Origin of the sequence: Phytomonospora sp. NPDC050363, assembly GCF_040655735.1 — a bacterium.
Lineage (GTDB): Bacteria > Actinomycetota > Actinomycetes > Mycobacteriales > Micromonosporaceae > Phytomonospora.
Map to the genome: position 1 here is coordinate 42187 of NZ_JBFAKK010000022.1, position 20798 is coordinate 62984.

General features: G+C 72.0%; 19 protein-coding genes and 2 pseudogenes. 9 read left to right on the top strand and 12 right to left on the bottom strand.

Translation table 11 applies throughout. From position 1 onward, the window contains the following. Positions 1–42: 42 nt before the first annotated feature. The gene (locus AB0I28_RS37075) at positions 43–426 is read left to right on the top strand and encodes a MerR family transcriptional regulator (protein WP_357500697.1); all 384 of its coding nucleotides are present in this window, start codon (positions 43–45) and stop codon (positions 424–426) included. Here AB0I28_RS37075 and AB0I28_RS37080 read toward each other — a convergent pair. Further along, entirely contained in the window at positions 423–1583 is a 1161-nt protein-coding gene (locus AB0I28_RS37080; protein WP_357500698.1) for a PLP-dependent aspartate aminotransferase family protein, read from the bottom strand. The genes AB0I28_RS37075 and AB0I28_RS37080 overlap by 4 nt on opposite strands. 59 nt (positions 1584–1642) lie before the next feature. Between AB0I28_RS37080 and AB0I28_RS37085 the strand changes: the two genes are divergently transcribed. Continuing rightward, positions 1643–2119, top strand: coding sequence for an Lrp/AsnC family transcriptional regulator (locus AB0I28_RS37085; RefSeq protein WP_357500699.1), 477 nt, complete (start codon positions 1643–1645; stop codon positions 2117–2119). Positions 2120–2121: 2 nt separating this feature from the next. On the opposite strand, the gene AB0I28_RS37090 is transcribed toward AB0I28_RS37085, so the two are convergent. Continuing rightward, a complete protein-coding gene (locus AB0I28_RS37090; protein ID WP_357500701.1) occupies positions 2122–2748 on the bottom strand; it encodes an MOSC domain-containing protein in 627 nt (208 codons plus the stop codon). A 69-nt stretch (positions 2749–2817) separates the two neighbouring features. On the opposite strand from AB0I28_RS37090, the gene AB0I28_RS37095 reads away from it, so the two are divergent. Then, a complete protein-coding gene (locus tag AB0I28_RS37095; protein WP_357500703.1) occupies positions 2818–3630 on the top strand; it encodes an MBL fold metallo-hydrolase in 813 nt (270 codons plus the stop codon). A 99-nt stretch (positions 3631–3729) separates the two neighbouring features. Here AB0I28_RS37095 and lepA read toward each other — a convergent pair whose 3' ends face one another. Then, positions 3730–5583, bottom strand: coding sequence for a translation elongation factor 4 (gene lepA / locus AB0I28_RS37100; protein WP_357500705.1), 1854 nt, complete (start codon positions 5581–5583; stop codon positions 3730–3732). Positions 5584–5708: 125 nt separating this feature from the next. On the opposite strand from lepA, the gene AB0I28_RS37105 reads away from it, so the two are divergent. Further along, positions 5709–6674, top strand: coding sequence for a phosphotransferase (locus AB0I28_RS37105; protein WP_357500706.1), 966 nt, complete (start codon positions 5709–5711; stop codon positions 6672–6674). 112 nt (positions 6675–6786) lie between these two features. Beyond that, entirely contained in the window at positions 6787–7056 is a 270-nt protein-coding gene (gene rpsT, locus AB0I28_RS37110; RefSeq protein ID WP_357500707.1) for a 30S ribosomal protein S20, read from the top strand. A gap of 111 nt (positions 7057–7167) precedes the next feature. On the opposite strand, the gene AB0I28_RS37115 is transcribed toward rpsT, so the two are convergent. Continuing rightward, positions 7168–8115, bottom strand: coding sequence for an NAD-dependent epimerase/dehydratase family protein (locus AB0I28_RS37115; protein WP_357500708.1), 948 nt, complete (start codon positions 8113–8115; stop codon positions 7168–7170). Positions 8116–8246: 131 nt separating this feature from the next. Here AB0I28_RS37115 and AB0I28_RS37120 point away from each other — a divergent pair, with 131 nt between their 5' ends. After that, on the top strand, positions 8247–8939 hold the full coding sequence (locus AB0I28_RS37120) for a TetR/AcrR family transcriptional regulator (RefSeq protein ID WP_357500710.1): 693 nt from the start codon (positions 8247–8249) through the stop codon (positions 8937–8939). Between the two features lie 17 nt (positions 8940–8956). Here the strand turns inward: AB0I28_RS37120 and AB0I28_RS37125 are convergent. Together AB0I28_RS37125 and holA are read right to left on the bottom strand one after the other, a co-directional pair. Further along, positions 8957–9175, bottom strand: a pseudogene (locus tag AB0I28_RS37125) (hypothetical protein); the annotation flags it as partial. Further along, positions 9172–10152 (bottom strand): DNA polymerase III subunit delta, encoded by a 981-nt coding sequence (gene holA, locus AB0I28_RS37130; RefSeq protein WP_357500712.1) that lies wholly within the window; start codon positions 10150–10152, stop codon positions 9172–9174. The pseudogene AB0I28_RS37125 and the gene holA, both read right to left, overlap by 4 nt. Positions 10153–10617: 465 nt before the next feature. On the opposite strand from holA, the gene AB0I28_RS37135 reads away from it, so the two are divergent. The 3 genes and pseudogenes from AB0I28_RS37135 to AB0I28_RS37145 all read left to right on the top strand — a co-directional run. Then, positions 10618–10926 carry a hypothetical protein gene (locus tag AB0I28_RS37135; protein ID WP_357500713.1) on the top strand — a complete coding sequence of 103 codons (309 nt, stop codon included), beginning with the start codon at positions 10618–10620 and terminating at the stop codon, positions 10924–10926. A 333-nt stretch (positions 10927–11259) separates the two neighbouring features. After that, positions 11260–12408, top strand: coding sequence for a ComEA family DNA-binding protein (locus AB0I28_RS37140; RefSeq protein WP_357500715.1), 1149 nt, complete (start codon positions 11260–11262; stop codon positions 12406–12408). Beyond that, positions 12405–14516, top strand: a pseudogene (locus AB0I28_RS37145) (ComEC/Rec2 family competence protein); the annotation flags it as partial. The gene AB0I28_RS37140 and the pseudogene AB0I28_RS37145, both read left to right, overlap by 4 nt. A gap of 220 nt (positions 14517–14736) precedes the next feature. On the opposite strand, the gene AB0I28_RS37150 reads toward AB0I28_RS37145, so the two are convergent. The 6 genes from AB0I28_RS37150 to pepN form a co-directional block, all read right to left on the bottom strand. After that, the gene (locus tag AB0I28_RS37150) at positions 14737–15588 is read right to left on the bottom strand and encodes a DegV family protein (protein WP_357500716.1); all 852 of its coding nucleotides are present in this window, start codon (positions 15586–15588) and stop codon (positions 14737–14739) included. A 30-nt stretch (positions 15589–15618) separates the two neighbouring features. Next, on the bottom strand, positions 15619–16068 hold the full coding sequence (locus tag AB0I28_RS37155; protein ID WP_357500718.1) for a hypothetical protein: 450 nt from the start codon (positions 16066–16068) through the stop codon (positions 15619–15621). Between the two features lie 49 nt (positions 16069–16117). Continuing rightward, positions 16118–16717, bottom strand: coding sequence for a histidine phosphatase family protein (locus AB0I28_RS37160; protein ID WP_357500720.1), 600 nt, complete (start codon positions 16715–16717; stop codon positions 16118–16120). Beyond that, complete coding sequence (gene rsfS, locus AB0I28_RS37165; protein ID WP_357500722.1) at positions 16714–17109, bottom strand: ribosome silencing factor; 396 nt, start codon at positions 17107–17109, stop codon at positions 16714–16716. Before rsfS ends, AB0I28_RS37160 begins: the two co-directional genes overlap by 4 nt. A gap of 67 nt (positions 17110–17176) precedes the next feature. Further along, a complete protein-coding gene (gene nadD, locus AB0I28_RS37170) occupies positions 17177–17773 on the bottom strand; it encodes a nicotinate-nucleotide adenylyltransferase (RefSeq protein WP_357500723.1) in 597 nt (198 codons plus the stop codon). A gap of 43 nt (positions 17774–17816) precedes the next feature. After that, complete coding sequence (gene pepN / locus AB0I28_RS37175) at positions 17817–20339, bottom strand: aminopeptidase N (protein ID WP_357500724.1); 2523 nt, start codon at positions 20337–20339, stop codon at positions 17817–17819. Between the last annotated feature and the right edge of the window lie 459 nt (positions 20340–20798).

The window sequence follows — 20798 nt, forward strand, 5'->3', positions numbered from 1 at the left end:
ATCAGTGTGAAGGTCAACCCGAACCAGTGTGAGGTGGGGCACGTGCGCATCGGAGAACTGTCGGAACGCACCGACACCCCGCGCCGTCTGCTGCGCTACTACGAGGAGCAGGGTCTGATTCTGCCCGACCGCGCGGCGAACGGCTACCGGGACTACGCCGAGTACAACGTCGACCGGGTCGTGCAGATCCGCGGGCTGCTCGACGCCGGCCTGCCGACCAGGATCATCAAGCAGATCCTGCCGTGCCTCGACAAGCCGCGCGCGATCTACTTCCCCGACGCCACGCCGGAGATGATCGCCACGCTGGAGACCGAGCGCGACCGGATGAGCGACCGGATCCGCTGCCTGACGCGCAACCGGGACTCGATCGAGGAGTACCTGGGCGCGGTCCTCGACTACAACCGCGCCCCCGAGCCGGTCGCTTAGGCGCGGTCGAGCGCGCCGGAGAGGTCGGCCCACAGGTCCTCGACGTCTTCGAGGCCGACCGAGACGCGCAGCAGGTTCTCGCCGATGCCGCCGGCCTCGCGGTCGGCGGCGCCGACGACGCGATGCGTCAGCGAGGCGGGGTGCTGGATGAGCGTGTCGACGCTGCCGAGGCTCACCGCGGGGGTGATCAGGCCGACGGCGGCGACGACCTTGTGCGCGTCCCCGTCGACTTCGAAGGCGACCAGCGCGCCCCCGCCGTCCATCTGGCCGGGGCGGTCGACGGCGAAGCCCGGGTAGTGCACGGCGGCGACCTTGGGGTGGTCTTTGAGGCGCAGCGCCAGCTCGTGGGCGCCTGCCTGGGCGGCGCGCACGCGCACGGGCAGGGTCGCCAGTCCGCGCAGGAGCAGGTAACCGGCCAGCGGGTGCAGCAGGCCGCCGGTGGCCACGCGCACCTGCCGCAGGCCCCGGGCGAACTCCTCACCGCAGGCCACGACACCGCCGAGCACGTCGCCGTGCCCGCCGAGGAACTTCGTCGCGCTGTGCAGGACGACCGAGGCGCCGCGGGTGATGGGCCGCTGGAGGACCGGGGTGGCGAAGGTGTTGTCGACCAGCAGCGGGACCTGGCCGCAGTCGGCGGCCAGCGCGGCGAGGTCGAGTTCGGTGAGCGTCGGGTTGGCCGGGGACTCGACGATGACCAGGCCGGTGTCGGGCCGGATCTCGGCGGCGACGCCCTTCGGGTCGGCCCAGGTCACCTCGGTGCCGAGCAGTCCGGCGCCGAGCAGGTGGTCGCTGCCGCCGTACAGCGGGCGGACGGCGACGATGTGCCGCTTGCCGGCGGCGGCCACGGCCAGCAGGCACGCGCTCATCGCGGCCATGCCGCTGGCGAAGGCCACTGCGGCCTCGGCGCCCTCCAGTTCGGCCAGCGCCGACTCGAAGCGCGCGACTGTCGGGTTGTGCAGCCGCGCGTAGATGGGCGAACCCTCGGGCTGCATCCCGGCGGCGAACTCCTCGATGCGGGCGGCCTCCGCGACGCAGTCGACGGCGGGGTAGGTCGTGGACAGGTCGATGGGCGCGGCGTGCACGCCGAGTGCGGCGAGGTCGTCGCGCCCGGCGTGGACGGCGCGGGTGGCGAATGCGTGAGCCGGGGTCGCGTTCATGCCGGAAGTGTGGAGTCGCGGTCACCGCCACGGGGTGAACGCCGGATATCGTTCGGCGCATGTCGGAAACGGTGGCGCTCGACACGGTGGATCTGCGGATTCTCCGTCAATTGCAGAACAACGCGCGGATCACCAACCGCGAGCTGGCCGCCGGCGTGCACATCGCCCCCTCGACCTGCCTCGACCGGATCCGGCGGCTGCGCGACGCCGGGGTCATCACCGGCTACACCGTCCGCCTCGACCCCGGCTCTCTCGGCCGTCCCCTGCAGGCGTTCCTGGCCGTGCGCGTCACCCCGCACCGGCGCCCGCTGGTCGCGGAGTTCGTGACGCACGCGCGATCACTGCCGGAGGTGCGAGCGGTGTTCCACCTCGCCGGCCCCGACGACTTCCTGGTGCACGTGGCCGTGCCCGGCGTCGGCGACCTGCAACGGCTCGTCCTCGACGAGTTCACCGCGCGGCCGGAGGTGTCGCTGGTGCACACCAACCTCATCTTCGAGCAGTGGGACGGGCCGCCGCTGCTACCCCCGGGGGCCTGACCTCACCCCACCCGCCGCGCGGCCTTCTCCCTGATCTCCACGGGGACCGCCGGGGCCGTCAGCACCTTCGGCAGCAACTCCGGCTCGATGGTCATCGCCCGAAACAGCTCCCCGACGGTCAGGTCGTGCTCCGCGGGCCGCTCGACGATCGTGATCGCGTCGCCCGCGCCGACCGTGCCCTCCTGGACGACCCGCAGGTAGGCGCCCGGCACCGCCCGCTGGGTGAAGCGCTTGATCAGGTCGGGCACGTCCCAGAAACCCGAGAAGGTCCGGCACGGGATCCGCACCGAGCACACCTCGAAGACGGCCTCGCCGATCGCCCAGCGCTCGCCGATGAGAGCGCCGTTGACGTCGAGGCCGACCGTCGACAGGTTCTCGCCGAAGGCGCCGGGGTCGACCGCCCGGTCGAGCTCGTCGGCCCACCACGCCGCGTCTTCGCGGGCGTAGGCGTAGACGGCCTGGTCGAGACCGCCGTGGTTCTCGACGTCGACGATCACGTCGCCCTCGACCCCCAGCCGTCCCATGTGGACACGGCCTTCGGCGGGGCGCTTGTCGATCCCCGTCCGGCCGAGGCTTCCGGCCCACTTCCCCGACCGCAGGACGCCCAGGTTCACCGATGCGAGCTTCATGCCCCCACGCTACGAGACGGCCGCGGCGGCGGCCAGAGTGATTTGCCTCGCGGCTGTCACAATCGTCCAATGCCAGCGATCTTGCGCGTCGGAAACACCGAGATCATCGCCCTCGAAGACGGTGCCGGGCCGTTCTTCGAGCCCCGCGAGAACGCCTTCCCCGAAGCCGGCGAGGCGCACTGGGCCGCCGCCGACGCCTTCGACCCCGCCTCCCGCACCGACGACGGCCGCTGGTGGCTGAAGTTCCGCTGCTTCGCGGTGCGCCTCGACGACGGCCGCGTCATCCTCATCGACGCCGGCATCGGCCCGGCCGACTCCCCCGCCGCGTCCTGGGCGCCGGTGCCCGGGGCGCTGCCCGCCGAGCTGGCCGCCGCGGGCATCGACCACGCCGACGTCGACACCGTCGTGCTCACCCACCTGCACACCGACCACGTCGGCTGGGCCGTGGTCGACCACAAGCCCTACTTCCCCGACGCCCGCTACGTGCTCCAGCGCGCCGAGATCGACGCCGTCGGCACCCTCAACCCCGGCCTCGCCGACAGCCTCCTGGCACCCCTGCGCGAACGCGGGCAGCTCGCCCCCGCCGACGGCGAGCGCCGCCTGGCCGGGCCGGTGAAGGTCCTGCCGACCCCCGGGCACACGCCCGGGCACCAGTCGGTGCTGGTCCGCGACGGCGACGATCTGGTGGCCGTCACCGGCGACCTCCTCGTCCACGCCGTCCAGCTGCTCCACCCTGAGGTGGCCTACGTCCACGAGATCGACGTCGAGCGGGCCCGCGACTCCCGTAGCCGCCTGCTGGGCGAGCTGGCCGAGCGCGGCGGGACGGTCGCGACGCCGCACCTGGGCGAGCCGTTCGTGCGGGTGCCGGGCGGGGTTCGCTGAGGGACGGCGGGAACTCCTCACCGCAGCCGATCCCGGCGCGGGGTCGGTCCCCACGACAACGGCCCCACCCCTTTCGGGGCGGGGCCGTTTCGGCGTCGGCTAGCTCTTCTTCTTGTCGGCGGCGTTGTCGTCGGTCGACAGCGCGGCGACGAAGGCCTCCTGCGGCACCTCGACGCGGCCGACCATCTTCATCCGCTTCTTGCCTTCCTTCTGCTTCTCCAGCAGCTTCCGCTTACGCGTGATGTCGCCGCCGTAGCACTTGGCCAGGACGTCCTTGCGGATCGCGCGGATCGTCTCGCGGGCGATGACGCGCGAGCCGATGGCCGCCTGGATCGGCACCTCGAACTGCTGGCGCGGGATGAGCTTGCGCAGCTTCTCGGCCAGGCGCACGCCGTAGGCGTAGGCGCCGTCCTTGTGCACGATGGCCGAGAACGCGTCGACGGGCTCGCCGTGCAGCAGGATGTCGACCTTGACCAGGTCGGCGACCTGCGAACCGGTGGCCTCGTAGTCCAGCGACGCGTAGCCGCGCGTCTTCGACTTGAGCTGGTCGAAGAAGTCGTAGATGATCTCGGCGAGCGGCAGCGTGTAGCGCAGCTCGACGCGCTCCTGCGACAGGTACTCCATGCCCATCAGCGAGCCGCGCCGCGCCTGGCACAGCTCCATGACCGCGCCGACGAACTCGTTGGGCGTCAAGACGGTGGCCCGCACGACCGGCTCGTGGATCCCGGCGATCTTGCCCTCGGGGAACTCGCTGGGGTTGGTGACCTCGATCTCGACCCCGTCCTCCATGTCGACGGTGTAGACGACGTTGGGCGCCGTGGAGATCAGGTCGAGCCCGAACTCGCGTTCGAGGCGCTCGCGGATGATCTCCAGGTGCAGCAGGCCGAGGAAGCCGCAGCGGAAGCCGAAGCCCAGGGCCGCCGAGGTCTCCGGCTCGTAGACCAGCGCGGCGTCGTTGAGCTTGAGCTTGTCGAGGGCCTCGCGCAGGTCGGGGTAGTCCGACCCGTCGATCGGGTAGAGGCCGGAGTAGACCATCGGCTTGGGGTCGGCGTATCCGCCGAGCGCCTCCTGCGCGGGCCGGTTGTTGAGCGTGACGGTGTCGCCGACCTTCGACTGGCGCACGTCCTTCACGCCGGTGATGAGGTAGCCGACCTCGCCGACGCCCAGCGCCTTGGACTTGATGGGCTCGGGCGAGATGACGCCGATCTCCAGCAGCTCGTGCACGGCACCGGTCGACATCATCTTGATGCGGTCGCGGGCCTCCAGGAGGCCGTCGATGACACGCACGTAGGTGACCACGCCCCGGTAGGTGTCGTAGACGGAGTCGAAGATCATCGCGCGGGCGGGCGCCGACGGGTCGCCGATGGGCGCGGGGAACTGGTGCACGATCTTGTCGAGAAGCTCCCCGACGCCGACGCCGGTCTTGCCCGACACGCGCAGGCAGTCCTCGGGCTCGCAGCCGATGAGGTGGGCCAGCTCCTCGGCGTACTTCTCCGGCTGCGCGGCCGGCAGGTCGATCTTGTTGAGGACCGGGATGACCGTCAGGTCGTTCTCCAGCGCCAGGTACAGGTTGGCCAGCGTCTGCGCCTCGATGCCCTGCGCGGCGTCGACGAGCAGGACCGCGCCCTCACAGGCCGCCAGCGAACGCGAGACCTCGTAGGTGAAGTCGACGTGGCCGGGCGTGTCGATCATGTTGAGCACGAACTCGTCGCCGGTCCGCTCGCCCGAGCGGGCCGTCCACGGCATGCGCACGGCCTGGCTCTTGATGGTGATGCCGCGCTCGCGTTCGATGTCCATGCGGTCGAGGTACTGGGCGCGCATCTGCCGCTGGTCGACCACCTCGGTGATCTGCAGCATCCGGTCGGCGAGCGTCGACTTGCCGTGGTCGATGTGCGCGATGATGCAGAAGTTCCGGATCCGCTGCGGATCGGTGCCGCCTGGCGCGTACGTCACTTCCATCATCCATTCGCGAGGTAGAGGGTGGGCTGGTGCCCATGGAGCGGTCTCAATAATCCCATGAGCGTGATCACCGCTTATGCGGTGGCAGCCGGTGGCGACGGGTGACACGATCAGTGCCCATGAGCAGTGGCATCGCCGTTCCTTACGACAAGACCGCCGAGCGCCCGGGCGCCGAGAGCCTTCCGGCGGAGGTTCGGGCCGCCGTCGAGCGCGAGCTCGGTGGCCCGATCGTATCGGCACCGCCCGCCGGGGGCGGCTTCACCGGTGGTTTCGCCGCGGTGGTGACCGCCGCCGACGGCCGTTCGCTGTTCGTCAAGGCCGCCGGTCCCGACAAACCGCACGTGGCGAGCTCGTACCGCCGTGAGGCCGAGATCAACGTGGCCCTGCCCGCGGGGCTGCCCGCGCCGAAGATGCTGTTCGCCGAGTCGGCCGGCGACTGGATCGTCCTCGGCTTCGAGCCGGTGACCGGGCGCGCGCCGACGCTGCCGATGGCCCCCGCCGACCTCGACGTGATGCTCGCCGCCTGGGCCGACGCCGCCGAACGCCTCGCACCGGTCCCCCAGGCGCTGCGGGCGGCCGGGATCCGCACCCTCGCCGAGGACGCCGGGGACCAGTTCCACAACTTCACCCGCGCCGCGGCCGGCGAGGCCCCGCTGCACCGGGCCGTCTCGCCCCGGCACCTCGGCGAGCTCGCCGAACTCGAACTGGGCGTCTACCCGGCGGTGGCCGCCGACGCCGTCACGCACGGGGACCTGCGGCCCGACAACATGATCCTGACCGCGTCGGGGGCGATGATCTGCGACTGGAACTGGCCGTCGATCGCCGCGCCCTGGTTCGACACGGTGTTCCTGCTCATCACCGCGCACGGTGACGGTCACGACGCCGACCGGCTCTTCTTCGCCCACCCCACCGCCGTCGGTGTCACCGGTGAGCAACTCGACTCGGTGCTGGCCGCCGCGGCGGGCTACTATCTGGACCGGGCACAGCAAAATCCCATCCCCGGGGTGTCGTCATACCTCCGCCGCCACCAGGCGTGGTGCGGGGAGGCGGCCCTGGCCTGGCTGGCCGCAAGACGCGGCTGGTAAGCTTGCCCCTTGTGTGTTGGGCCCCCATGCCCCCGCACGGCAGTGTCGACGGAAAGTTCCGCAGGCACTTACTCCATTGCATGCGGAACGAATCGAGACCGAGGCTTCAAACGTGGCGAACATCAAGTCCCAGATCAAGCGCAACCGGCAGAACGAGAAGGCCCGGCTGCGTAACAAGGCCGTGAAGTCGTCGCTGAAGACCGCCATCCGGAAGTTCCGCGAGGCCGTCGAGGCGGGCGACTCCACCGTGGCCGGCACCCAGGCCCAGTTCGCCTCGCGCGCTCTGGACAAGGCCGCCAGCAAGGGCGTCATCCACAAGAACCAGGCCGCCAACCGGAAGTCTTCGATCACGAAGGCCTTCAACGAGCTGGCCGCCAAGTAGTCCTTACGGACTCACACGCTTCAACGGCCCCCGCCTGCGCGGGGGCCGTTTCGCGCACCCGCGAAACGAAGAAAGGCCCGGCCTGGGCCGGGCCTTTCACGCGCGTGCGCCTCAAGCGGCGACGGTGATCTTGCCGCGCCACCAGGCGATCGTCTCGGCGAGCGCCTCGTCGAGGTCGGTGGCGGTCTCACCGAAGGTCACCGTGTAGCGGCCGGAGTCCATCTCGAACGGCAGGTCCCACTGGTGGCGGGTCTCGGTGAAGCCGCGCATGGCCGGCTGGACGGTCCCGAGCAGGTTGATCAGCACGAACCAGGGCAGCTTCGAGACCTTGACCATCGGCACGCCGGCGACCCGGGCGATCGCCTCGACCATCGCCCGCTGCGACAGCGCCGGCGCGCTCGGCACGTGCCACGCCTTGCCCCAGGCGCGCTCGTCGGTGCCCAGCCGCACCAAGGTGCGCGCGATGTCGGGCATGTAGCTGAAGCTGTGCGGCGCGTCGGGGTCGCCGAACAGCGACACGCTCTTGCCGCGCAGGACGCGCGGGACGACGCGCTCGCCGATGACCGCGTTGGCGGTCGGGCCGGGGCCGAAGAAGTCGGAGGCGCGGGCCTCGGTGACGCGCAGCCGGCCGGCGCGGTGGCGGGCGAGCGCCTCGTTCCACATCTGGGCGCGCAGGCGTCCCTTGACGCCCTCGGCGGCCAACGGGGTGTCCTCGGTCATCACACGCGCGCCGGGCCCGTAGCCGTAGAGGCAGCTCATGGTGACCAGGACCGCGCCGGCCGACTCGGCGGCGTCGAGCAGGGCGCCGGCCATGCGGGGCCACTCCTGTTCCCAGAGGTGGTAGCCGGCGGGGTTGGCGCAGTTGTAGAGGACGTCGGCGTCGGCGGTCGCGCGGCGCAGGGCCTCGGCATCGCCGGCGTCGACGGCCAGGTGGGTGACACCGTCGGCGTCGCGGCCGCCGGAGCGGCTGAGCACGCGGACGGTCTCGCCGCGCTCGGCGAGCATGCGCGCGGTGGTCGAGCCGACCGGGCCTTTGCCGAGGATCACGTGAGTCGACATCTTGGATCTCCCATCAGTTTCGAGAGCAGTGCTCTCGCTCATGGAGAGAGCATGACACGACGGAAGCGCGTCGTCAAGAGCGGTGCTCTCGAATTTGTGCACCGCTTCCGAACCTTTGTTAGAGTCGCCTCATGTCAGCACCCAGGACCGCCCGCGAACGCGCCCGGGCAGAGCTCACCCAGGCCATCAAGGACGCCGCCCGCCGCCAGCTCGGCGAGGTCGGGCCACGCGCCCTCTCCCTGCGCGCCGTCGCGCGCGAACTCGGCATGGTCTCCTCGGCGGTCTACCGCTACTTCGCCGGCATCGACGACCTGCTCACCGCGCTGATCATCGACAGCTACAACGCCGTCGGCGAGAAGGCCGAACACGCCGACGCCCAGGCCGTCGCCGCCGACGCGAGCCCCACCGAGAGGTGGCTGGCGGTCTGCCACGCCGTGCGCGACTGGTCGATCGAGCACCGCCACGAGTTCGAGCTGCTCTACGGCACGCCCATCCCCGGATACGCCGCCCCCCAGGACACCACCGTCGCCGCGGCCCGCATGCCCATGACCCTCGTCGGGATCTGCAACGCCGCCATCGAAAACGGCGCCACCTACCCCGCCGACCGCCCCACCGTCGAGCCCTCGCTGATCGCCGACAACGTCGCCGCCCTCGTCGACGATCCCTCCCGCGCCTTCAGCGGACGCGTGATACTCGCCTGGAGCGGCCTCATCGGCGTCATCGGCTTCGAACTCTTCGGCCAGTACGTCGGCGTCATCAGCGACTACCGCGCCTACTTCGACTACGCCGCCCGCGCCACCGCCGCCGAGCTCGGCCTGCCCTAAGGCCGGCGCCCCGCCCCCGCGATCACGTCGTTGAGCTTGACCATCACCGCGACCAGCACTGGCAGGATCACCACCACCCACCAGCTCACGATCTCGGTCAGCGCCAGCAGCACGCCCAGCGCGACACTGCCCTCGAAGAACACGAAGCACAGGGCGGCGCCCGGCCGGATGTGGCGAAGGCGCAGCACCCGCGCGTAGAAGGGGCGCCGAGGCGACGGGACGTCCCCGTCGCTCACCGCACCCCGCCGCGCACGGACTCGCCCTTGCGCGCGGCCGCGATCGCGAAGATGGCGCGCTCCAGCGCGTAACCGCGGTCGTCGGAGCCACCCTTGACGGCGGCGTTCACCTCGGCGGCGGCCTCCATCGCGGCCGCCAGGCCCTCCGGAGTCCACCCGCGCGTCTGCGCCTGCGCGCGCTCCACCCGCCACGCCGGCATGCCCAGAGTCGAGGCGAGCTGGAACGCACTCCCCCGCCCCGCACCCGCGACGCGTGCCACGTTGCGCACCCCCGTGGCCAGCGCGTCGGCGATCGGGACCGCGTCCATCCCCACCGACAGCGCCCAGCGCAGCGCCTCCAGCGCCCCCGGCACGTCGCCGACGACGGCCGCGTCGGCCACCGCGAAGCCCGTCACCTCGGCCTTGCCCCGGTAGTAGCGGTTGACCACGTCCACCGAGATCGAGCCGCCCGTGTCCGACACGAGCTGATGCGCCGCCGCGGCCAGCTCGCGCAAGTCGTTGCCGATGGCCGTGAGCAGCGCGTCGGCGGCGTCCGCGCCACACCGCGCGCCCAGCCGCCGGAACTCCTCGCGGACGAACGCCGCGCGGTCGGCCGGACGCTTCAGCTTCGCCGCCGACACCACGTCGGCACCCGCCTTCTTCAACGCGTCGGCGAAAGCCTTGCCCTTCACCCCACCCGCATGCGCCACCACGAGGTACACCCCGTCCACAGGGCCCTCGGCGTACTTGAGGACGGCGGCGGTGAGGTCCTTCTTCGCGTTCTGCGCATTGCGCAGCACCACCACCGTGCCACCCCCGAACAACGCCGGGCTCACGCCGGACACGAACTCGCCGACGGTCGCCGAACCCGCGTCCCACTCACGCACGTCACTGTCGGGCTCGGTGGCCCGCACGGCCGCCGAGATGTCGGAGATCGCGCGGGACACCAGGAGGTCCTCTTCGCCGAGGACCAAACGAAGCGGGGGTATGGAGGTCACGCGGCAATCCTCCCACGTGGGCGCGGGGTGGGCGGGGGTGTGGGAGGGGCGGGTGGGGGCACGGGGTGGGGGCACGGGGTGGGGACAGGGTGTGGGGTGGGGAAGTCTTTCGTTCCGTTCTGCCGCTCCCGCTCCCCTGCTCCCGCTCACGGCTCCCTGTCGCGTCGCGGCTCCCGCCCTCGCCTAGCGCCTCACGGCTCGCGCCCGGCTGCACGCGGCTCCCGGCTCCCACCTCGCGAATCGCACATCGCGGCTCCCGGTCTCGCGGCTCACGCCTCCCGCCTCCCGGTCTCGCGGCTCACGCCTCGCGCCTCCCGCCTCCCGGTCTCGCGGCTCACGCCTCCCGGCCTCGCCTAGCGCCTCACGGCTCGCGACTGGCGGATCGCAGCTCCCCTCTCGCCTCCCACCTCGCGCATCGCGGCTTCCGCCCTGGTGCGTCGCGTCTACACCCCCGGGATCCACGTCATGGGGGACGCCGCCGCGCTCGCCGGGACATGGGGCGACAGCCTCGCCTACGGCTGCCGCTCCGGCGGCTTCCAAGGCCCCTACATCGCCGACGCCCTCGCCAAGGCCATCTCCGGCGGCCGGCCCGAGCCCTTCACCTTCCGCCACATCCACCAATGCGTGAGCCTGGGACGCAAGGACCCCGCCTCGCGCATCACGCCTCCCGGGCTCCCGCCTGACACGTCGCTGCTCCCGCCTCGCAGCTCCCCTCCACGCCTCGCGTCCCGCGCATCGCGTCTCGCGGCTCCCGCCTCCCGGGCTCCCGCCTGACACGTCGCTGCTCCCGCCTCGCAGCTCCCCTCCACACATCCCGCCTCACGGCTGGCCTTGAGCCGCAGGGGCGGCAGGCCCGCGCTGCCACGGCATCCACAACGGCGCTCCCACCACCCGTGCACCGCACCTTCGCGGCTCCCCCGTGCCCCTCGGCAGTCGCAAGAGCAGCCCACCACCCGCACACCACGGCCACCCTGGAGCAGCCCTATCCACCCGCGCCGGCCAGCGCCCACCCCTCCCGTCCCCACACTTATCCACAATCCACCAGTTATCCACAGCCCTGCGGCTCGCCCTGGTGCGCCCACACCGCATCCGCTCTTCACTTGACCAGTGCGAACCCTCACCTCAAGCCGCGAACAAGTCGAGCGCATGCGCCGCCGCCTCGCCCTGCTCGCTCACCCGCCCGGACCGCCGCCGCCTACGCCTCCGTCGTCACCGCCATCGCCGTCGTCCCCGGCGACACCGCCTTCACCGCCGTCCCCGACAGCGCCGACCCCCACCAACCCGCCTCTACCCGGCCACACGCCGCGCACCGCCCGACCGTCCCCCGCCCTCTATCCCGCCGACCTGCCGCCACCCGACGAGGCCGTCATCACCGTCGTCGAGTGCGATGCCGCCGACGACACTCCCAACGTCCACGGCGTCCGCCCAGCCCTGGGCCCTCACGACACCCACGACATCCACGGCGTCCACGGCACCGCCGACGCCCACACAGTCCCCAGCGCCCCCGACACCCGCGCTGCCCGCAGCCCTCACAACACCCCGGATACTCCCCGCGCCTCCGCTGCCCCCGGCCGCCACGCCACCCCCACCTCCACCCCCGCCCACACCGACGTCCCTTCCGCCCAACCCCGCACCACCCTCCACCGCCGTCTCCTCCCGACCGTCGGCGCGCTCCCCCGGCGGGTCCTGGCCGTAGTGGCGGCGGGGGTCGTGGTCGTCGCGGGGGTGGTGGCGTGGCTGTCGTGGCCACGGCCGGAGGCGGTCACGCCGGTCGGCGGTGGCGTCGAACAAGTCGCGACCGCAAGCGCTCCCGTGGTGATGCTCGTCGTGTCGGTGGCGGGGGAGGTGCGTCGTCCGGGGCTGGTGGAGGTGCCGCCGGGGTCGCGGGTGGCCGACGCGATCGCCGCCGCGGGTGGTGTGCGCGACCCTGCCGACGTCGGTCTGCTCAACCTCGCGCGCAAGGTCGTCGACGGCGAGCTCATCGTGGTGGGCTCGACGGCGACCGGGCCGGGGCGACCGGGCGGCGGCGCACCCGGCGCACCGGCAGTCCCCGGCGCGAACCCCGCGCCCGTCAACCTGAACGCCGCCACCGTCGCCGAGCTCGACACCCTTCCCGGCGTCGGCCCGGTCCTCGCCCAGCGGATCGTCGACTACCGCGACGCCAACGGCGGCTTCACCACCGTCGACCAGCTCCGCCAGGTCGACGGGATCGGCTCGGCCCGCTTCGCCGACCTCAAGGACCGGGTGACGGTATGAGCCCCCGCCTCGACCTGCGCCTCGCCGTCGTCGCCGGCGGCGTCTGGCTCGCCGCCCTCGCCTCGCTCTCGCTGTCGGCGGCGGGCGGGTTCTGGCTGGCCGGGCTCTCGGCCGCCGGCGCCGGCGGCGCCGAGGTGTGGGCGCGGCGGACCGAAAGGGCCATTCTCGGGCTCATCGTCGTCGGGTTGCTCGGTGTCTCGTGCGGTGCCGCCGTCACGGCGTGGAAGGTCGCCGTCCGCGACAATCCCGTCGTCGCCGGCCTGGTCGCCGCGCAGGCCGAAGGGACCGCGACCCTCATCGTCGGCGACGACCCGCGCCGGCTCAGGAACCCCGCCGTCCCCGAACGCCACCTCATCCCGGCCCGTCTCATCCACATCTCCGCCGGCGGCGCCGCCCACGACGTCGACGTCCGCGCGCTCGTCTTCACCACCGGCCCCACCTGGGCGGAACTCCTTCCCGGCCAGCGCTTCCGCACCGAAGGCCACCTCGGCCCCGCGAACGGCGGCGGACTCGAGGCCGCCGTCTGGATCGCCCGCGGCGAACCCCTCGACCTCTCGGCGCCGTCGTGGTGGCAGGACACCGCGGGCGACCTGCGCGCCGAACTGCGCGCCGTCTGCGCCCGCCTCTCACCCGAGGTCGGCGGCCTTCTCCCCGGCCTCGTCGTCGGCGACACCAGTGCCCTCGACCCTCGCGTCGCCGAGGACTTCCGCGCCACCGGCATGACCCACCTCACCGCCGTCTCCGGCGCCAACGTCGCCCTCGTGATCGGCGCCGTCCTGCTCACCGCCCGCTGGTGCGGCCTCTCCCGGCGCTGGGCGCTGCCCATCGCGGGCGTCGCCCTCGTCGGCTTCGTGATCGTCGCCCGCCCCTCCCCCAGCGTTCTGCGGGCGGCCGTCATGGGCGCCATCGGCCTCATCGCCCTGGCCCTCGCCCGGCCCCGCCGCGCCATGCCCGTCCTGGCAGCCGCCGTTGCCGTCCTCGTGCTCATCGACCCCGGCCTCGCCGGGGAGCCGGGCTTCGCGCTGTCGGTGCTGGCCACCGGCGGACTCCTGGTGTTCGCCGCGACCTGGAGCCGCCGCCTGCGCCGCCGACGCTGGCCCCGCTGGCTCGCCGAGGCCCTCGTCGTTCCCGCCGCCGCGCAACTGGCCGTCGCGCCCGTCGTCGCGGGCCTCTCCGGCCAGATCAGCCTCGTCGCGGTCCCCGTCAACGCGCTGGCCGTGCCCGCCGTGGCCCCCGCGACGATCCTGGGCGTCCTCGCGACCGCCTGCGCCCCCTGGTGGCCCTCGGCCGCCTACGTCCTCGTGTGGCTCGCCTCATGGCCCGCGTGGTGGCTCGTCTGGCTGGCCCGCAACGGCTCGACGCTCCCCATGGCCGCCTTGCCGTGGCAGGCGGGGATGAGTGGCGGGCTCCTCCTCGCCGCCATCCTCGCCCTCCTCGTCGCCGGACTGCGCTGGCGGCGTTCACGGCATTGGGTCGCCGCCGCCTGTGCGCTGGCGCTGGCCGCCTGCGCCGGCGTCGTCCCCGCGCGCCTGCTCGTCGGCGGCTGGCCGCCCGCCGACACCGTGATCGTCGCCTGCGACGTCGGACAGGGTGACGCGCTCGTCCTGCCCACCGGCGAGCACGCGGCCATCGTCGTCGACACCGGCCCGGATCCCACCGCCGCCGACCGCTGCCTGCGCCGCCTCGGCGTCAGCGAGGTCCCGCTGCTGGTCGTCAGCCACTTCCACCTCGACCACGTCGGCGGGCTCAGCGGGGTCCTTGGCGCACATCCGGTCGGGCGCGTCCTCGCGCCCGCCTTCGCCGAACCCGTCGAAGGCCACCGGGCCGTGCACGACACCGCCGCCGCGCACGGCGTACCGGTCACCATTCCCGAAGGGGGCGAGCGCTACACCGTCGGCGATTGGGTCCTCGGCGTCCTCGCGCCCGCCACGCCCATCACCGGTACCCGCTCGGACTCCAACAACAACTCGCTCGTCCTGCGCGCCGCCCGGCCCGGTGTGTCGATCCTGCTCGCCGGGGACCTTGAGGAGACCGCGCAGGACGCGCTGCTGTCGGCCGGGGTGCCCTTGGGCGCGGACGTGCTGAAGGTCGCCCATCACGGCTCGGCCTACCAGAGCCCGGCGTTCTTGGAGGCGGTCGAAGCGCGCGTGGCGCTGGTGTCGGTGGGCGCGGGGAACGACTACGGGCACCCCAACCCGGGAGTGCTCGGCGTGCTGTCCCGTGCGGGCGCGCGTGTCCTGCGCACCGACGAGCACGGCGACGTCGCCGTCACCGTGGGAGAGAAGGGATTGTCGACGGCGAGCCGCCGTCCGGGGAACTCCTGGGCGCTCAGTCCACCCGACGGTGCACCACGGCACCCACCAGGCCCGGTCCCACGTGCGCGCCGACGGCCGCACCGACCTCGGAGGTGTAGAGAATCCGCAGCCGTCGCCCGAAACGCTCCTTCAAGCGCGCCGCCAGCTCCTCGGCCGGGCCGGGCGCGGCGAGGTGGTGCACCGCGACGTCGACGGCGCCCTCGTGCCCGGCCGCCTCCAGCAGGTCGGCGAGACGGGCGAGCGCCCGTGACGCCGTGCGCAGCTTCTCCCGCACGACGAGGGTTCCCTCGTCGACGTGCAGGATCGGTTTGACCGCAAGGGCCGTGCCCACCAGCGCGCTGGCTGCGCCGATGCGGCCTCCTCGGCGGAGGAACTCCAGGGTGTCGACGTAGAACATCGTCGTCGTCCGCTTCACGGCGGCGACGGCGTCGCGTTCCACGATGTCGATGCCCCGTCCTCGCCCGGCGGTTCGCGCCGCGGCGAGGACGGGGAAGCCCAGGCCCATGGCCGTGCTGAGCGAGTCGACGACCCGCACCTTCCCGTCGAACTCGGCGGCGGCCGAGACGGCCGCGTCGTATGTTCCCGAGAGCTTCGAGGAGATGTGCACCGACACCACGCCGGTGGCGCCTTCGTCGAACAGACGCCGGTAGCACTCGACCAGTTCGGCCGGCGCCAACCGCGAGGTCGTCACGCGTACGCGGCGCTGTGCCATGGCGACGGTGACGTCGGCCGGGGTCACGTCCACGCCCTCACGTCCCTCGGAACCCGACAGGGTCACCGGGAGGGGGAGAACCGAGATCGCGTACTTGGCGACCGGTTCGGGCGGCAGGTAAGCCGTTGAGTCCGTGACCACCGCGACTGGCATAGACGAACGGTAGCGGATCGGCCACCCCGATCACAGTGCCCGGGCGGTCTCCACCTGGAAAGGCAGGCCCTGCTGGCAGAAGGACATCACGTCGGGCGCCTCGTGCCCGGTCACCTCGACCTGCGTGCCGGCGGTCAGGATCTGCTTGTCCCCGCCGAGCAGGGAGTAGGTCTTGCCGTTGGCGTTCAGGACCAGGCATCCGTGCTCGACGCCCGCCTCGACCGTTCCGGTGATGGTCACCGACTTGCCCTTCGTGGGGTCCACTCCCGGCTCGTCCTTTCCTGGTGGCAGGCTCACGCCCGGACTGCCCGAGGGGCCCGGGTCGGAGCTCGTCGGGCCGCTGAGCACGTCGCTCGGCGCGGGTGAGCCGGAGCCGGAGCCCTGGCCGTTCGCGCCGCACGCGGTCAGCCCTGCCAGCATCAGTACGCCGGCGGCGGTGGCCATCGAAGCGGTCGTGAAGCGGGAACGCGTTCTCGTCATTCTCGTCCTCATGCAAGATCCGACGCGCGGGACGCGCGCGCCGTTCCACTCAGAACGCGACACCCACGTTGTAAGCGTGCAGGCGCCATCCCCGCGAGAGGCGGACGTCGGCCCAGTGGCAGTTGTCGAGACCGTGGATGGTGTTGGTCATCTCCGCGTCCCAGCCGAGGACCGCCGCGACGGCCTGCCGCGCCGAACCGCCGTGGCAGGCGACGACGGCGGTGCCGTCGCCGACCTTCTCGATGATCTCGGCCATCGCCGCCCCCGTGCGGGCCTTGAGGTCCTCCCAGCTCTCGATGCCCTTGAGCGCCACGGGCCGTCCGGCACGCCAGAGGGCGTGCTCGTCGGGCCAGTCCACGGCGATCTCGGGCATCGTCAGCCCTTCCCAGGGCCCGTAGCCGCGCTCGCGCAGGCGCTCGTCGGTGCTCACCGACTGGCCGGTGAGGTCGGCGACGGCCTGCGCGGTGTCGAGGGCACGGCTGAGGTCGCTGGCGACGATCAGGTCGGGTTCCTGCGCGGCGAGCGCGACGGCGGCCTTGAGCGCCTGCTCACGGCCGATCTCGTCCAGTTCGATGTCGGTCCACCCCTGGAAGCGTTTGGAGCCGTTCCAGGAGGTCTGACCGTGCCGGACGATGAGCAGACGGGTCACGCCTCGACCTCGGCGGGCTCACCCACGGACGGCTCGCTCTCGAAGGGGACCGTCGGGCAGTCCTTCCACAGCCGGTCGAGGGCGTAGAACTCGCGCTCCTCGCTGTGCTGAACGTGCACGACGACGTCGGCGTAGTCGAGCAGCACCCAGCGTCCGGCGCGCTGGCCCTCACGGCGCAGCGGCTTGGTGTCGTGCTTCTCGCGGAGCTGCTCTTCGACCGCGTCCACGATGGCCTGCACCTGGCGCTCGTTGGGCGCCGAGGCGAGCATGAAGACGTCGGTGATGAACAGCTGGTCGCTGACGTCGATCAGCACGATGTCGTGGGCCTTCTTGTCCGCCGCGGCCTCCGCCGCGGCGAGGGCCAGAGTGCGGGCGGTTTCGGTGGCGGCCACATGGCTCCTAACGTCGGGTCGTCTAGACCTCCAGTCTGTCACGCTCCGCCGACGAGCGCCTCATGCATTAGGCGCGGTAGAGGCCGCGTTGTGCGATATAGCGCACCACGTCGTCGGGAACAAGGCCCCACAGCGGCCGTCCCTGGGCCACGCGGCGGCGGCAGTCGGTGGAGGAGATGTCCATCAGGGGGATCTCGACGAGCTCGACCGACCCGGGCGGGAGCCGGATGTCGAAGAGGTCGTAGCCCGGCCGCGAGACGCCCACGAAGCGCGCGAGGTGCAGCAGCTCGTCGGCGTCCTTCCAGGTGGACAGGCCCGCGAGGGCGTCGGCGCCGGTGATGAAGAACAGCTCGGTCTTGGGCCGGTAGAGGCCGCGGATGTCGCGGAGGGTGTCGACGGCGTAGGTCGGGCCCGGCCGGTCGATGTCGACGCGGCTGACGTGGAAGCCGGGATGGCCGGCGGTGGCCAGCACGGTCATCATGTACCGGTCCTCGGCCGGCGAGATCTGCCGGTCCTCCTTCTGCCAGGGTTGACCGGCGGGCACGAACACCACCTCGTCGAGCCCGAGCTTCTCGGCGGATTCCGAGGCGGCGACCAAGTGCCCGTTGTGGATGGGATCGAACGTCCCACCCATGACCCCGACCCGGCGCCCGGCACCCACCATCTGGCGATGTTAGATGACAGGGACGCCGGGTCAGGGGCGAACGCTAGGGTGTGTCGGCCGCCTCACGGACCCGAACGGCCCGGCTCAGGTCGTCCAGACGGTCGGCCGCGGTACGGCGGAACTCCTGTGCGAGACCGTCGGCGGACAGCATCTCGGCGGCCAGCTCGGCCGTGCGGGGCTCCACCGCGAAGGACGGGAACATCGCCGCCGTCAGGTGCATCTTCTCCCACGGCATGCGCGCGTCGACCGCGTCGGGGAACTCCGCGAAGAAGCGCTCCACGTACGGTGCGAGCAGTTCTCTCTGCTCGGGCCGCCAGAACCCGTCGGCGGTGGCCCGCAGCACGTGGTTGGACAGCTCGGTGCTGTGCAGGACCGTTTCCCAGGCCGCGGCCTTCGCCTCGGCGTCGGGAAGGGACGCGCGGCACGTTGCGGCGTGCTTGAGGCCCTCCGAACTCGGGTCGCGCGACAACTCGGCGGCGATGTCGTCCTCACCGGCCTCGCCCAGCACGCACAGGCGCGACAGGATCTGCCAGCGGATCTCGGCGTCCACCGCGAAGCCCTCGGGCACGTCGACGCCGTCGAGCCAGCCGCGCAGGCGTGCGGCGTCCCCGGAACCGGCCGCACCGATCTGCGCCCGGATCCCCGACAGCCGGCGGCCGCTGCCCGGCTCGGCGCCGTCGGCCAGGGCCGCGCCCAGCTCGGCGAAGGCCCGCAGGCCCTCGGCGCGGTCGCGCGGGTGCAGGTACTGCTCGATGACGACGTTGCGCGCGACCATCAGCAGCTGCTCGACGATCGGCATGATCGGCTCGCTCGGCAGGCACTCGCGCAGCAGGTCGAGGAACTCCTTGGGCGGCAGCTCACCGTCACGGCAGCTGTCCCACGCGATGCTCCACAGCAGCGCGCGGGCGACGCCGTCGCTCAGGCGCGGCAGCGCCGTGCGCATCGCGGAGAGGCTGTCGGGGTCGAGGCGGACCTTCGCGTAGGTGAGGTCGTCGTCGTTGACCAGCAGCAGCGCCGCCCGCTCGACACCGGCCAGCTCCGGCACGTCGGTCAGCTCACCGCTGACGTCGACCGACACCTGCTCACGGCGGACCATGCGGTCGCCCTCGATGTCGTAGAGGCCGACGCGGAGGTGGTGGGTGCGCAGCGTCGGGTGCCCGTCGGGGGCGGTCTGGCGGATCCCGACGGAGGTGTAGCGGCCCTGCTCGTCGAGGGTCAGCTCGGCCCGAAGGGTGTTCGGGCCGGTGGTGCGCAGCCAGGAGCGGCCCCACTCGCCGAGGTCGTGGCCGGACACCTTCGACAGGCAGTCGAGGAAGTCGGCGAGGGAGGCGTTGCCGTAGCCGTAGCGGTCGAAGTACTCCCGCAGGCCGGCGAAGAAGGTCTCGTCGCCGAGCCAGGCCGCCAGCTGCTTGAGGATCGCGCCGCCCTTGTTGTAGGCGATGCCGTCGAAGTTGGCCAGCGCGTCGGCGCTGACGTCGAGTTCACAGGACACCGGGTGCGTCGACGGACGCTGGTCGGCGGCCAGACCGCCGAGCTTGTTGAAGACGACGTTCGCCCAGCCGCCCTCGAAACGGGTCGCCTCGGCGGCGCCGCGGAAGCCCATGTAGTTCGCGAAGGACTCGTTGAGCCACAGGTCGTCCCACCAGCGCAGGGTGACGAGGTCGCCGAACCACATGTGGGCCATCTCGTGGGCGATCGTCACCGCGCGCCCCTCCCGGCGGGACTCGGTGACCGCCGAGCGGTACACGAAGGCCTCGTCGCGGAAGGTCACGCAGCCCGGGTTCTCCATCGCCCCGGCGTTGAACTCGGGCACGAAGGCCTGGTCGTAGGTGTCACCGAAGGCGAAGCGGACGCCGTAGAGCTCGTGGAAGCGGTCGAAGCAACCGAAGGTCACCTCGAAGATCTCGTCGACGTCCACGTCGAGGTGCGCCGCCATCGACTGCCGGCAGTGCAGGCCGAAACGCACGCCGTCGTGCTCGCGATAGACCGAGTGGTACGGCCCCGCGCACAAGGTCGTGAAGTACGTCGCGACCGGTTTCGTCTCGGCGAAGACCCACCGTCCCGGCTCCACCTGCTCACCGCCCTCGTTGGCGACGACGGTCCAGTCGGTGGGCGCGGTGACGCTCAGCTGGACGGTGGCCTTCAGGTCGGGCTGCTCGAAGCACCCGTAGACCCGGCTGGCCATGTCGTGGAAGCCCATCATGTACGTGTAGACGAGCTTGTCCTCCGGGTCGACGAAGCGGTGCAGCCCTTCGCCGGAGTGGGAGTAGCGCATGTCGGCCTCGACGATGAGCTCGTTCTCCGCGGCCAGCCCGGTCAGGGGGAAGCGGTTGTCGACCAGGTCGCCGGCGGCCAGTTCGGTGCCGTTGAGGACGACCCGATGGAGCGTCTCGGGGACCACTTCGAAGAAGGTGGCGGTGCCGGGATCACCACTGCTGCGGAAACGGATGACGGCGGTCGACCCGAACAGCTCGTCGCCCTTGGTGAGGTCCAGGTCGATGGCGTAGGAGTCGACGGTGAGGAGCTCCGCCCGGGTCTGGGCTTCGTCGCGTCTGAGGCTTGGCATGGCGTCCATACTGCCCCAGGTAGATCGACCACTTCCAGGTTCGCGGGGTCACAAAAGGACGCCCGGAGAATCGCTGTTCGGTGAGGTTCCCGAAAAGGCCCGAGGTGACGACAGGGGACGCGGAGTGGCGAACACGAAGGCTCCCACGAAGGCTTCGCGCCGCGGTTTCGCTGGTTTGGAACGGAGGGGCCACCCGGTCCGCCTCCCACTTCTGACTGTAGAAGAGGGCTGGGCGTGGGTGTTAAGGGCAGGTTCGTCGGGCCTGTGGATAACCGACGGGTTGTGGACGACCGGGCCAGCCGGGGCAACCCAAGGCCCGCCGCAGCCGATCGCGACAATGGCCCGCAGCCTTCGGCGTAGGTCTGGGTCCAGGGACGGAGTTCCTGGCGGGGTTTGGGGCGGAGCCCCAGCAGGGTCCAGGGACGGAGTCCTTGGCAGGGTCCGGGACGGAGTCCCGGC